We start from the raw sequence: 13,783 nt of genomic DNA on the forward strand, positions 1-13,783 counted from the left end.
TCCTCGCTTAATTTTAAACTATAATTATTATGGCCTATTTATTTACGTCAGAATCTGTAAGCGAAGGACATCCAGACAAAATTGCAGATCAAATTTCGGACGCATTAATTGATAACTTTTTAGCATTTGACCCGGAATCAAAAGTGGCTTGTGAGACTCTGGTTACAACTGGACAGGTAATTTTGGCCGGAGAAGTAAAATCAAATACTTACCTAGACGTACAACAAATCGCTCGTGAAGTAATCAAAAAAATTGGTTATACAAAAAGTGAATATATGTTTGAAGCTAATTCTTGTGGAATTCTTTCTGCAATTCACGAGCAATCTGCTGACATAAACCAAGGAGTTGACAGACCTAATCCTGAAGAACAAGGAGCTGGTGACCAAGGAATGATGTTTGGCTATGCAACAAACGAAACGGATAGTTATATGCCCTTGGCACTTGATTTATCTCATAAATTATTACAGGAATTAGCCATTTTAAGACGTGAGAATAAGGAGATTACTTATTTACGTCCAGACGCTAAATCTCAGGTAACTTTAGAATACAGTGACGATAATAAACCAACTCGTATTGACGCGATTGTAATTTCGACACAACACGATGATTTTGACGAAGAAGCTACTATGCTTGCAAAAATCAAAAAAGACATCATCGAAATATTGATTCCAAGAATCATTGCAAAAAATCCTAAACAAGCCCACTTATTTAATGATAAAATCCAATACCACATCAACCCAACGGGGAAATTTGTAATTGGAGGTCCTCACGGAGATACGGGATTAACAGGAAGAAAAATCATTGTGGATACTTACGGTGGAAAAGGCGCTCACGGCGGTGGTGCTTTCTCTGGAAAAGACCCATCTAAAGTGGACAGAAGCGCAGCTTATGCTACACGTCATATCGCTAAAAACTTAGTCGCTGCTGGAATTGCTGATGAAATTTTGGTTCAGGTTTCTTATGCTATTGGTGTTGCAAAACCAATGGGAATCTTCATTGATACTTACGGAACATCAAAAGTAAACTTAACCAATGGTGAAATTGCCAAAAAAGTAGAAGCTATCTTCGATATGCGCCCTTACTTTATCGAGCAACGTTTGAAATTAAGAAACCCTATTTACAGCGAAACGGCTGCTTACGGACACATGGGACGCACGCCAGAAACCGTTACAAAAACATTCTCTGCTCCCGGAGGATTAACAAAAACAGTTGATGTTGAGTTATTCACTTGGGAAAAATTAGATTTTGTTGACCAAGTTAAAACCGCTTTTGGATTGTAATTTATAATCTTAGCTTTTCAATTTCAAATTTTAAACCCCGAAGTCTGCAATTACAGACTTCGGGGTTTTTGTTTGGTAATATGCTATAATATCACTTACTTAGTACAAATTAACCTACTTAAAATTATGGCTGAATTTCCAACATTGCGAAGTATTTTAAATAAAGCAAAAGAAACACTCTCTCGATTTCCTTTAGAATCATTAACAGCGATTTTTGGAACCGTTTTTGCCATTTTACTCTCAGAAGAGAAAAACGACATCCAAGAAAATTTCTATGTAAAAGCAATCATGTGTTGCACTTTAGGTCTAGTACTTTTCCTCTCGGTTAGTTTGTATTCTTCAGCAAGAAAAATAGAAATCTGGATGCGATTCTTGATCAGTTTGATCCTTGCTGGCTTAGTCAGTGTTTTTATCTTTAGCTTTTCTGAGAAAATAACAACAATTGAGTTTTTGAACTATTTTGTTCTCAATATCGCAATCCATTTACTGGTTTCCTTTTCCGGTTTTCTTCCAAGAGCTTACAATCAAGACGCATTTTGGGAATTCAACAAACAGCTTTTTTTACGCATTTTGACCTCTGGCTTATATAGCGCTGTACTTTTTGGCGGCTTAGCGCTAGCCATCTTGGCTGTTGCCAATCTTTTTAATGTTAATTTTTACAATAACATCTACATCCATTTGTTTTTTATCATTGGCGGTACTTTTAATACAATCTTCTTTTTGTCTGGAGTTCCTGACACTAACAATGAAAAAACACCACTAGTTCTTAATTATCCAAAAGGCCTTAAGAACTTCACCCAATATGTTTTACTGCCACTAATAAGCATCTATTTAGTCATTTTAATTTCTTACGAAGCCAAAATATTAATCACCTTTTCCTTGCCTATAGGCTGGGTCTCTAACTTAGTGTTAGTTTTTGCCATCTTTGGCATTCTCTCTTTTCTATTAGTTCTTCCTATTGCAAAAAACACCGAAAATCTTTGGATACGAAACTTCAACAGATGGTTTTATTATCTGCTGGTTCCATTATTAGGGCTCCTTTTCTGGGCAATATTGTACCGCATACACCTCTATGGATTTACCCATGAACGTTATTATGTATTGCTACTATCCATCTGGCTGACCGTAGTTGTGGGTTATTTTATAATTCAAAACCAACCTAAAATAAAATTCATTCCTATTAGTATGTGCTTAGCGGCATTATTCTCGATAATAGGCCCGCAAAGCGCCGACACGATTTCGAAAAACAGCCAACTCTCGAGGTTTGAGTCCTACATGCAAAAGACCGAAAAGCAAAAACTTACTTATAAAGAAGAGCAAGATTTAAGCAGTATCGTCGATTTTTTAGAAGATAATTATTCAACAGAAATATTGATTCCTTATACAAAAGACAAATTAAGCGCCTTGCTTAAAAAAGACAAATCACCTAATTCTACACAGATTATGAAAGCATTAGGCTTAGAATACCGTTCTAAATATGAAAATCAGTCCGACAATAAAACTGCTTTTTATTACACCTTTTATAACGATAATGACTTCACTATAAAAAACATTCATGGCTATGATTTTTCATTCTCCATTTCTGATAATTCAAATTTAGAATGTTTTGATTGTATAAAAATTGACCAAACAACTTACACAATACAATCTACCAAGAGAGAATACGGACTGGATTTACAAATCAACCAAGACACTATTCCGTTTAGAATTGTAGATTTTGTTAATAACAATCCCGCTTTTGAAAAAAACCATTCAAGTGAAAAAATCATACAAAAAATAGAATCCAACAACTATTCCATTCTACTTAGTTATCGCAATATGAGCGGGAAAAGAGAAGGTAAAACTAAAAAAATAGACCAGTTCCTAATCGATGTATTAGTCCGAATAAAAAACTGAAAGCACAATAAAAAGTAAAGTTCTCTGATTCCAAAGAACTTTTTTCATTGTCAGCACAAAAAACAGCATCATTATAGATTCTATTTTGGTTTTTGAAGTTCATATTCAACACCTAATAATTGAAATGTTAATTTTAAAAAATTCCACTACAAAGCCTAAATTTTATCTATTTTTACAATTGAAGAAATTACAAATTATAAAATCATAACAGCGTAATGCACATAGCAGTAGCAGGGAATATAGGTTCAGGTAAAACAACTTTAACGCGTTTATTAGCAAAACATTTCAAATGGGAGCCTCATTTTGAAGACGTGGTAGACAATCCTTATTTGGATGATTTCTATCACCAAATGGAGCGTTGGTCTTTTAATTTACAAATCTACTTCTTGAACAGTCGCTTTCGCCAAGTGATGCAAATTCGCGAAAGCGGTAAAAAAATCATTCAGGACAGAACGATTTATGAAGATGCTCATATTTTTGCGCCCAATCTTTATTCGATGGGACTGATGACCAATCGGGATTTCCAGAATTATTCTTCTCTTTTTGAATTGATGGAATCTACGGTTAAAGCGCCCGATTTGTTAATCTATTTAAGAAGCTCTATCCCAAATCTTGTGGGACAAATTCACAAGCGTGGTCGAGAATACGAATCTACTATTTCCATTGATTATCTAAGCCGTTTAAATGAGCGCTACGAAGCATGGATCCATACTTACGACAGAGGAAAATTGCTTATTATTGATGTAGACAACATCAATTTTGTTGATAAACCCGAAGACTTAGGAAACATCATCAGCAGAATAGACGCAGAGATAAACGGATTATTTTAATCCTTATATCCATTCCTAAAAAAGAAGCAAAAACTCTTTAAAAAATAAAAATGCCCCACGAAAGTGAGGCATTTTCTTTACAATCAAGTTAAATCAATTCTTCAAGCCATCAATTTTGGCCCGAACCTCAGCTTCCGTTCCTTCAAAAACTTGAACCTCAGATTTTCCATTGGTAGTTGTTTTGACTGTCGCCTTCACCTTTCCATCAGTATTTATTTTTTCGATAGAAACTTCTTTAGAAACAGTCTCAGTCATCATATTACCTGAATTCATATATTTGCACGATTTACTGTTACATCCATTAGCTATACATTCTTCTTTAGACATCGAATGACATGTCCCTGAAGAAACGCAACAAGAAGCTTTATCAGAAATAGTATGGCTTCCGTTTCCTAAGATAGGTGCCATAACCAATCCAATCAAACAGGTCAGTTTAATCAAAATATTCATCGACGGCCCCGAAGTATCCTTGAATGGATCACCAACAGTATCTCCTGTTACGGCAGCCTTATGCGCATCTGATCCTTTATAAGTCATTTCGCCGTTGATCATTACACCTGCTTCAAATGATTTTTTGGCATTATCCCAAGCTCCTCCCGCATTGTTTTGAAACACCGCCCAAAGCACTCCCGAAACAGTAACACCTGCCATATATCCACCTAACATTTCGGCTATTAATTGATTGTTTTCTCCGTAAACCAATTTACCCAAAAGAACAATCGCAATTGGAAAACCAATTGTTAAAATTCCCGGCAACATCATTTCTCGTAAGGCTGCTTTTGTGGAAATGTCAACACATTTTGCATATTCCGGTTTCCCGGTTCCTTCCATAATTCCAGGAATTTCTTTAAACTGACGACGCACTTCATATACCATATCCATCGCTGCTTTTCCTACAGAATTCATGGCTAAGGCCGAAAAAACCACCGGAATCATTCCGCCTACAAATAACATGGCTAGAACCGGTGCTTTAAAAATATTAATTCCGTCGATTCCTGTAAAAGTTACATAAGCCGCAAACAAAGCCAACGAGGTCAATGCTGCCGAAGCTATCGCAAATCCTTTTCCGGTTGCTGCAGTTGTATTCCCCACAGAATCCAAAATATCTGTTCTTGTACGCACTTCTTTTGGCAATTCACTCATTTCGGCAATTCCTCCTGCATTATCTGATATTGGCCCAAAAGCATCAATTGCTAATTGCATTGCCGTTGTTGCCATCATTGCCGAAGCCGCTAATGCCACACCGTAAAATCCTGCAAAGGCATAAGAAGTCCAAATTGCTGCAGCGAACAATAATACCGTTGGAAAAGTTGAAATCATTCCGGTCGCTAAACCTGCAATTACATTAGTTCCTGCTCCTGTACTCGATTTTTGAACAATTGCCATAACCGGTTTTGTGCCTAATCCGGTATAATATTCCGTAACCGATGAGATCACGCCACCCACAACTAAACCAACAATTGTGGCATAAAAAACCCTCATCGATGAAATGTCTTGACTTCCCTCTCCGAAAAATTCCATTTTCATGGTTTCTGGTAACATATATTGCACTAAGAAAAAACAAGCAATAGCTGTTAATATAATAGAAACCCAGTTCCCTACATTCAATGCTTTTTGCACTTGCGCTTCTTTTGCATTTTCATCGGTAATTTTCACAAGCATGGTTCCTATAACAGAAAATAAAATTCCAAAACCGGCAATAGCCATTGGCAATAAAATAGGACCTATCCCTCCAAAAGCATCTTGAATATTTCCGCCCATGTCTTTAATAACATAATTCCCAAGAACCATGGCCGCCAATACCGTAGCTACATAAGAACCAAATAAATCCGCTCCCATTCCAGCCACATCCCCAACATTATCCCCAACATTATCCGCAATCGTCGCCGGATTACGAGGATCATCCTCAGGAATACCCGCTTCGACTTTACCCACTAAATCAGCACCTACGTCAGCGGCTTTTGTATAAATCCCACCACCAACACGGGCAAATAAGGCGATAGACTCTGCTCCAAGAGAAAAGCCTGCCAATGTTTCCAGTACAACGGTCATGTCTTCGGTAGAAGTCCAGCTTCCGTTCATAAAAAAGTGAAAAAAGAATATAAAAAAGGAGGTTAAACCCAGAACAGCCAAACCTGCAACACCCAATCCCATCACCGTTCCACCACCAAAAGAGACTTTTAATGCCTGAGGTAAACTCGTACGGGCGGCTTGAGTTGTTCTAACATTAGTTTTTGTTGCTATCTTCATACCCATATTTCCGGCAAGAGCCGAGAAAAAAGCACCAAAAACAAAAGCTACTACTATTAAAAGATGTGTTTTAACTCCCTCAATAAATGTAATCCCTGCTAAAACGATACTCGCTAAAAGTACAAAAACGGCTAACAATCTATATTCGGCTTTCAAGAAAGCAAGCGCTCCTTCATAGATGTGATCTGAAATCTCTTTCATCTTTCCGTCTCCGGCATCTTGTTTTAAAACCCAAGTTCTTTTAACCCACATAAAAAGAAGCCCTACAATTGCCATGACTATTGGCAAATAAATCATCATTGTATTCATAAATTCGTTTTGGTTTTTGGTTAATAATCAATAGTATAGAAAAACGAATTTAAACAAAAAAAGCAATATTCTTACAGAATATTGCTTTTTTTAAGATATTTGAAAAAGATTATTTAATGCTAAATAAGCCTTCTGGTTTATTTTCTATTTGATCAAAACGCTCCGTACATGCTTTCAAAATTGCATAGGCTTCGTCTCTATCTCCCCAACCACCTACATCGACAGTTTTGTTTTCAAGATCCTTATATACTTGGAAGAAATGTTCGATTTCTTTCAATAAATGCGGATTCATATCGGATAGATTTTCCAATTTATTCCAGATTGGATCAGAAACCGGCACACAGATAACTTTCTCATCTGGTCCTTTATCATCTGCCATATGGAAAACCCCGATAGGCTTTACTTCCATTACACATCCAGGAAAAGTAGGCTCATTTACTAAAACCAATACATCCAAAGGGTCTCCATCTAATGCAAGAGTTTCTGGTATAAAACCATAATCGGCCGGATACATCATTGAAGAGAACAACATTCTATCGAAACGCATTCTTTTAATTTCAAAATCGTATTCGTATTTATTTCTACTCCCTCTTGGGATTTCGATTAATACATCGAAAGTTTTTAATTTGTCTGCAGTCATTTTATCGTATGTCTTAAATTCTATTTATGCGAGTGCAAAAGTAGTTTAAAAACCCATTCACCACAAGAATAATCCGTCATAAAACGCAAGAAAACAAAAGCTTTACTATTTATTAGTATGAAATTGTCCTTCCTCTTTTTTTTAAATAATAATGCCATAAAATAAAAGTAGCATACGAACGATACGGGCTCCATTTTACGGCTCGTGCTGCCATGGCTTCTTTTTCATGGATATTGAGTAGCTCTTTTATGGTATTAATTATGGCTATATCTCCCAGTGGCAATAAATCCGGCTCCTCAAGGCAAAACATTAAATAAATATCAATGGTCCAGTTGCCAATTCCTTTAATCCTGATAAGTTCTTCTCGAACCTGTTGAGCAGGCTTATTGGCCAGACTCTCTAAATTGATTTCCTTATTCACAACCGCCAAGGCTAATGCTTTAATATAAGCTGTTTTTTGTCGGCTTACGCCAACGGATCTAAACTCTTCATCGGATATATTTAAAAGAATCTCCGGTTCAACCTTTTTTGCTGCTGCTTTTAATTTCAAAAAAGCAGCCTTGGCAGAATCAATAGAAACTTGCTGCTCTAAAATCAGCAAAACTAAAGTCCCAAAACCTTGTGGTCTTTTGGGAATTACGGGCAGGCCATATTTTTCAATTATCAAGCTGAAAACTGACTCTTTTTCTAAAAGATATTCTATAGCTTCTTGCATGTTCTTTTTTTAGCCCAGATTACTTCACTTAATATCTATTTTAATAGGTGTTCAGTGAACTTCGTTTGCAGTGTAAATCCTTTTCCTTTTTTTAATAAAAAAGGAAAATATTGAAACGAATAGCTGGAAATAGCTCCTAGAAATAAAACCCAAAAGATCCTTTTACAGAAAAACGCTGGGTGTCTGGCGTATTCAAATAATTTCCTCTCCAAGCAAAATCAATACGCAGAACTTTGAAAATATTTCCGATTCCCGCACTGTATTCCCAGTATACATCTTCGGGTGCGTTATAAACTAATCTCGATGCATTAATGGCTCTATTGGCATCTGATGCGGTTCCGTAAACGGCTTTTGCGCCAATAATTTCTCGCCAATTGAGCTTTCTCATAAATGGAATTCTTGACAACAAACGCCCTCCAAAATTATGATCCCACTGCAACATGGCATATTGATCCGTTACAAACTCGTAAAAATTAAGATTGCTAAAAGTGTTCTCAATCGTAAAATAAGTCTGATTTCCCGGAATAACATTCATTAACCCCAAAGGAATGGTGCCAAAGGTTTTACCCACTTCCATAATCACATTAGTACGGCCCAAAGGCCCTATGATAATAGGCTGTTTGTAATACAATTGGATTTTTTCGTATTTGAAATCACTATCTAGTAAACCTTTGAAACCATGACTGTAATTCACATAAAATCGGCTAAAAGGACTATCAACATTATTCCTTTCTACTCCATATCCAATGGTTTTTCGGTTGGGAGTATATTCGATCTGAAAGTTGATTTCTGATTGTTTTACATCGCTTTTGGTCGTTGTATACGTATTATCAGTGTAATAATCCAAGCTAAATGTATTCGAAGCCGACTCTAAAGTTCGATACGAAAATCCGGTTTGAAAAGTCAAGTTCTTGATTGGCTCTATTTCAACTCCCAAATTACTCAGATTAATATTGGTCAGTTTTCCATTACTTCCTGTAGAAAACAGTGACGAAGAAGCAAAACTTCTGCCCAAAACATCATTTGTAGTAGTGAGACTTGCGCCTATTTGTTCTATATCACGCCTGTTCCCTCCTGAAATTATAATTCTGTTTTTCTTGTCGACCATCCACTTACCTGAAAGTCCGTATTTGAATTTATCATCCCCAAATCCATAAGCAGTGTATCCTTGCAATCTCCAAGGATCATTTGGACCAAAATAAGTTCTTCCTCCTACCCTAATGCGTATTGCCTCGACTTCATTGTAGCCGAAAGTAGAAAAGATAGGGCCGTAATCGAAATGACCGAATTGTACATAACCACTTCCCAGAATAGAAACTAAATTATATAAATTCTGGAATTTCTTGACTGTCTGCAAGGTATCGAGCATTTTATAAATCCCTTTTTCATCTTTATTTAGATTTTCAAAACGGTTTTCGTCCCAATATTCTTCCGATTTATTATAGACTTCATTATCAATATAATTGACTTCCTCCTTATAGAATTGAGCGGGTTTTTCGATATTGAATTTATGATTTTGATACAAAGAAGTCCGTTTTCCATAAACTCCTTTAGATTCTTCTTTTTTATTCAAAGCAAAATCAGACATCATATAATCCCGAGTTAATAGAAAAACAGAATCATTTTGCACTTCAAACTCCTGCTCGATATAAATGTCTTTCACCCAGTTAATATTGGCACTTTTTGTAACGGCCATATTAATTTTTTTAATCGCAAATGTGGTATCGTTAACCCAAAAATCGCCTTTAAAAGTCAACTCGTTTTTACGTCTTGGATAAAACAGAATATTATAGCACCATTTTTTATCAATATAAGCACTATCCCGAAGAACGTAATTATAAACGTCTATTCCGGTCTTTGACAACGGACTAGTGAAACTTTTATCAAAAAAGGTCAGGTGATTATTGTAAATATCATAATCAGAGTACAAATCTTTTACAAAAGATAAAATTTGTTGATTATCACTGAATCCTGAGTTTTTATTGGCCTTTAGCTTCTCTTTTACCTTCTTTAATTTATTATTCCCATAAACATCCGATAAAGACTCGTTTATAAAAATAGGTAAATAGGTTTTTCCGGTAACACTCGAAGTATCAATATGTTTGAACACAAACTCCATTCCTTTGAAAAGCTTTTTCTTCATAAAAGCACTATCAATGCTATTCATGTCAAATTCTACTTTTTCGTACTTCTCCATCTGGTATTGATCGAACTGGTAAAGCCCATTTTTGCGCTTTCTCTCCCATATTTTTCGAAGAATATCAAGAGCCGGATTATTTTTTTTAGAAGTTTTTCCTGTAAAAATTACGACTTCGTTTAAAGACTCGGCTTCGTTTAAACGGATTCTCAAATTATAATTAACAGCCTTTTCCAAAGTGATTTCTCTGTCGGAGAAACCAACCGAAGTTACTATTACTGCAGTATAGGTATTTTTAGATTCAAGATAAAAATGACCGTCCTCATTAGAAACTATACCTTCGTTAGAATCCTTAAATACAACATTGGCAAAAGGGATCGGCTGATTCAATTTATCCACGATAACACCGCTCACTTTTGTTTGTCCAAAAAGGTTTCCACCAATTGTCCATAAAAAAAGCAAACACAATAATAGACTCTTATTCATAATTTTCGTTTAAAAAAAAAGCTTCATCAAACTAACGTAAGATGAAGCCTTAATAGTATTGGCAAATGTATGTATTATTTATACATTACTTTTTTTACTGCTTTTATTACATCTCCTGCGTTTGGCAACCATTCTTTCAATAATACTGGAGAATATGGTGCTGGTGTATCAGCGGTAGTAATTCTTTGTATTGGGGCGTCAAGAAAATCAAAAGCGCGTTCTTGAACAACATAAGTAATCTCTGAAGCAACACTTGCAAAAGGCCAAGCCTCTTCAAGAATCACTAATCTGTTTGTTTTCCTAACCGATGTCAAGATTGTTTCATGATCCAAAGGACGAACGGTTCTTAAATCGATAATTTCACAAGAAATTCCTTCTTTAGCTAATTCGTCAGCTGCAATATGAGCTTCTTTTATAATCTTACCAAAAGAAACAATGGTTACATCTGTTCCTTCACGTTTGATATCAGCAACACCAAGTGGAATGATGTATTCTCCTTCTGGAACTTCTCCTTTATCACCATACATTTGTTCTGATTCCATGAAAATAACCGGATCATTATCACGAATAGCTGCTTTCAAAAGACCTTTTGCATCATAAACAGTAGAAGGAACTACTACTTTAAGGCCAGGCGTATTAGCAAACCAGTTCTCCAAAGCCTGAGAGTGCGTTGCTCCTAATTGTCCTGCAGAAGCCGTTGGCCCACGGAAAACAATAGGCACATTAAATTGCCCACCAGACATTTGTCGCATCTTTGCAGCATTATTTATAATCTGATCGATACCAACCAAACAGAAGTTGAAAGTCATATATTCTACAATCGGTCTACAACCATTCATTGCTGATCCTACTGCAATTCCAGTAAATCCAAGCTCTGCAATTGGAGTATCAATCACTCTTTTTTCACCAAATTCGGCAAGCATCCCTTTAGACGCTTTGTAAGCACCATTATATTCAGCAACTTCTTCACCCATTAAGTATATGGACTCATCATGGCGCATTTCTTCACTCATCGCTTCGCAAATGGCCTCTCTAAATTGTATCGTTCTCATATTTGATTATTGTATCTGTATAATTTTCGAAAAGCAAAAATAAATATTTTAAATCACTTAAAGCATAAATTAGTTTAAAATAATCGGGGCTTCTATATATGTCTATACTATATCTCGCTGTCAGTAAAGATCCCGCAGCAAGCTGGCTATTACTTAAAAGACAACGAAATCGTAATAGTTTGATTAAAATATTATGCATGCATAGTAAATTATTCGAATTAATATTATATTTTTGTGACAGCATTTTTAGAAAATCAAAAAAATATACCTATGAAAATATTAGTTTGCATCAGTCATGTTCCTGATACTACTTCAAAAATTAATTTTACCAATGGTGATTCTGAATTCGATACCAACGGCGTACAATATGTAATAAATCCTAATGACGAATTTGGTTTGACTCGTGCTATTTGGTTCCAAGAACAACAAGGAGCAACGGTAACGGTTGTCAATGTTGGAGGTCCAGAAACAGAACCTACTTTAAGAAAAGCATTAGCTATTGGAGCAAACGAAGCCATTCGTGTCAACGCAAATCCTGCTGATGGTTTCTTCGTAGCAAAACAACTTGCCGAAGTAATAAAAAACGGAAATTACGACTTAGTGATAGCCGGAAAAGAATCATTAGATTACAATGGCGGAATGATTCCTGGAATGATTGCCGGAATTCTAGGTTACAACTTCCTGAATTCTTGTACAAACATTACTGTTGAAGGAACTGCCGTAACCGCAGTGCGTGAGATTGACGGAGGTAAAGAAACCGTTTCCACAACACTCCCATTAATTATTGGAGGTCAAAAAGGGCTGGTTGAAGAGAAAGATTTACGCATACCGAACATGAGAGGAATCATGACTGCAAGAACTAAGGTTTTAACTGTAGTTGAGCCAATCGAAGCAGCAATAAACACCAAAGCGGTTAAATTTGAAAAACCAGCTCCTAAATCGGCAGTAAAATTAATCTCTCCGGATAATTTAGACGAATTAATCGACTTATTACACAACGAAGCGAAAGTGATTTAAGATTGTTGAATGAAGATTTTTGATTGCTGATTTGCAAAATAAAATCAAAAACTTCAACATCACGAAAATCTAAAATCATAAATCGTTAATCTAAAATCACAAATCTTATGTCAATATTAATATATGCAGAATACGCAGAAGGAAAATTCAAGAAAGTAGCTTTTGAATTGGCTTCCTATGCAAAAAAAGTAGCCGAAACTCTAGGAACAACCGTAACAGCCGTAACGATTAACGCTCAAAACGTTTCTGAACTATCAAAATACGGTGTGGATAAAGTACTCAAAGTAAACAACGATAAATTATCAGGATTTACCGCTAAAGCTTATGCTGATGTCATCAAACAAGCAGCTCAAAAAGAAAGCGCTAAATTAGTTTTACTTTCTTCGTCTACTGACAGCATTTATCTTTCTTCTCTTGTGGCGGTAGCCTTAGAAGCCGGTTATGCCTCAAATGTAGTTGGATTACCAGTAAGCACTTCTCCATTTCAGGTAAAAAGAAACGCTTTTTCAAACAAAGCTTTTAATATTACCGAAATCAACACTGATATTAAAATCCTTGGTCTTGCCAAAAATTCTTATGGTATTTTTGAAAACTCATCAACTTTAACAGAAGAAGATTTTAATCCAACGATTGGAGAAAATGATTTTGGTGTAAAAGTAGCATCAGTTGAAAAAGTAACCGGAAAAGTATCTATCGCAGATGCAGATATAGTTGTATCAGGCGGCCGCGGATTAAAAGGACCTGAAAACTGGGGAATGATTGAAGAACTAGCATCAGTACTTGGCGCAGCAACTGCCTGTTCAAAACCAGTGTCAGATCTTGGATGGAGACCTCACTCTGAGCACGTGGGACAAACAGGAAAACCTGTGGCAACCAACTTATACATCGCAATCGGAATTTCAGGAGCAATACAACATATTGCAGGAATCAGTTCTTCAAAAGTAAAAGTAGTCATCAATAGTGACCCAGAAGCTCCTTTCTTTAAAGTAGCCGATTATGGAATTATAGGAGATGCTTTTGAAATTGTACCAAAATTGATTGAGAAATTTAAAGCATTTAAAGCGCAACAGTCATAATTCAATAAAACTGCTCAAATTGCTGCCTAAAAAATAAGATATTTGTATCTTTGCTTTTAGGCAGCAATTTTTTTAAACCCAATTAAGTACCGAGT

General features: G+C 35.9%; 10 protein-coding genes. 5 read left to right on the top strand and 5 right to left on the bottom strand.

Annotated features, from left to right (window positions below):
- Positions 1 to 29 precede the first annotated feature (29 nt).
- The 3 genes from metK (at position 30) to LNP19_RS02580 (ending at position 4,006) form a co-directional block, all read left to right on the top strand.
- Positions 30 to 1,280 (top strand): methionine adenosyltransferase, encoded by a 1,251-nt coding sequence (gene metK, locus LNP19_RS02570; RefSeq protein ID WP_230063237.1) that lies wholly within the window; start codon positions 30 to 32, stop codon positions 1,278 to 1,280.
- Between the two features lie 126 nt (positions 1,281 to 1,406).
- Complete coding sequence (locus tag LNP19_RS02575; RefSeq protein WP_230063238.1) at positions 1,407 to 3,176, top strand: DUF4153 domain-containing protein; 1,770 nt, start codon at positions 1,407 to 1,409, stop codon at positions 3,174 to 3,176.
- 215 nt (positions 3,177 to 3,391) lie between these two features.
- On the top strand, positions 3,392 to 4,006 hold the full coding sequence (locus LNP19_RS02580) for a deoxynucleoside kinase (RefSeq protein WP_230063239.1): 615 nt from the start codon (positions 3,392 to 3,394) through the stop codon (positions 4,004 to 4,006).
- Between the two features lie 93 nt (positions 4,007 to 4,099).
- Here the strand turns inward: LNP19_RS02580 and LNP19_RS02585 are convergent, their stop codons facing one another.
- The 5 genes from LNP19_RS02585 to LNP19_RS02605 all read right to left on the bottom strand — a co-directional run bounded on the left by LNP19_RS02585 (position 4,100) and on the right by LNP19_RS02605 (position 11,595).
- Positions 4,100 to 6,565: a sodium-translocating pyrophosphatase gene (locus LNP19_RS02585; protein WP_230063240.1), complete on the bottom strand. Its 2,466-nt coding sequence runs from the start codon at positions 6,563 to 6,565 to the stop codon at positions 4,100 to 4,102.
- Positions 6,566 to 6,674: 109 nt separating this feature from the next.
- Positions 6,675 to 7,205: an inorganic diphosphatase gene (locus LNP19_RS02590; RefSeq protein WP_230063241.1), complete on the bottom strand. Its 531-nt coding sequence runs from the start codon at positions 7,203 to 7,205 to the stop codon at positions 6,675 to 6,677.
- Positions 7,206 to 7,317: 112 nt separating this feature from the next.
- Entirely contained in the window at positions 7,318 to 7,920 is a 603-nt protein-coding gene (locus tag LNP19_RS02595; protein ID WP_230063242.1) for a DNA-3-methyladenine glycosylase family protein, read from the bottom strand.
- Positions 7,921 to 8,056: 136 nt separating this feature from the next.
- A complete protein-coding gene (locus tag LNP19_RS02600; RefSeq protein ID WP_230063243.1) occupies positions 8,057 to 10,543 on the bottom strand; it encodes a DUF5686 and carboxypeptidase-like regulatory domain-containing protein in 2,487 nt (828 codons plus the stop codon).
- A 74-nt stretch (positions 10,544 to 10,617) separates the two neighbouring features.
- A complete protein-coding gene (locus tag LNP19_RS02605; RefSeq protein WP_230063245.1) occupies positions 10,618 to 11,595 on the bottom strand; it encodes a pyruvate dehydrogenase complex E1 component subunit beta in 978 nt (325 codons plus the stop codon).
- A 270-nt stretch (positions 11,596 to 11,865) separates the two neighbouring features.
- On the opposite strand from LNP19_RS02605, the gene LNP19_RS02610 reads away from it, so the two are divergent.
- Both LNP19_RS02610 and LNP19_RS02615 read left to right on the top strand, forming a co-directional pair.
- Entirely contained in the window at positions 11,866 to 12,612 is a 747-nt protein-coding gene (locus tag LNP19_RS02610; RefSeq protein ID WP_230063247.1) for an electron transfer flavoprotein subunit beta/FixA family protein, read from the top strand.
- A 107-nt stretch (positions 12,613 to 12,719) separates the two neighbouring features.
- On the top strand, positions 12,720 to 13,688 hold the full coding sequence (locus tag LNP19_RS02615) for an electron transfer flavoprotein subunit alpha/FixB family protein (protein WP_230063248.1): 969 nt from the start codon (positions 12,720 to 12,722) through the stop codon (positions 13,686 to 13,688).
- Positions 13,689 to 13,783: the final 95 nt, after the last annotated feature.

This window comes from Flavobacterium acetivorans (genome assembly GCF_020911885.1).
Classification (GTDB): Bacteria; Bacteroidota; Bacteroidia; order Flavobacteriales; family Flavobacteriaceae; genus Flavobacterium; species Flavobacterium acetivorans.

Excerpts from the sequence above, each read along its gene's own strand:
- metK (WP_230063237.1), top strand. The coding sequence starts at position 30 with ATGGCCTATTTATTTACGTCAGAATCTGTAAGCGAAGGACATCCAGAC.
- LNP19_RS02575 (WP_230063238.1), top strand. The coding sequence starts at position 1,407 with ATGGCTGAATTTCCAACATTGCGAAGTATTTTAAATAAAGCAAAAGAA.
- LNP19_RS02580 (WP_230063239.1), top strand. The coding sequence starts at position 3,392 with ATGCACATAGCAGTAGCAGGGAATATAGGTTCAGGTAAAACAACTTTA.
- LNP19_RS02585 (WP_230063240.1), bottom strand. The coding sequence starts at position 6,565 with ATGAATACAATGATGATTTATTTGCCAATAGTCATGGCAATTGTAGGG.
- LNP19_RS02590 (WP_230063241.1), bottom strand. The coding sequence starts at position 7,205 with ATGACTGCAGACAAATTAAAAACTTTCGATGTATTAATCGAAATCCCA.
- LNP19_RS02595 (WP_230063242.1), bottom strand. The coding sequence starts at position 7,920 with ATGCAAGAAGCTATAGAATATCTTTTAGAAAAAGAGTCAGTTTTCAGC.
- LNP19_RS02600 (WP_230063243.1), bottom strand. The coding sequence starts at position 10,543 with ATGAATAAGAGTCTATTATTGTGTTTGCTTTTTTTATGGACAATTGGT.
- LNP19_RS02605 (WP_230063245.1), bottom strand. The coding sequence starts at position 11,595 with ATGAGAACGATACAATTTAGAGAGGCCATTTGCGAAGCGATGAGTGAA.
- LNP19_RS02610 (WP_230063247.1), top strand. The coding sequence starts at position 11,866 with ATGAAAATATTAGTTTGCATCAGTCATGTTCCTGATACTACTTCAAAA.
- LNP19_RS02615 (WP_230063248.1), top strand. The coding sequence starts at position 12,720 with ATGTCAATATTAATATATGCAGAATACGCAGAAGGAAAATTCAAGAAA.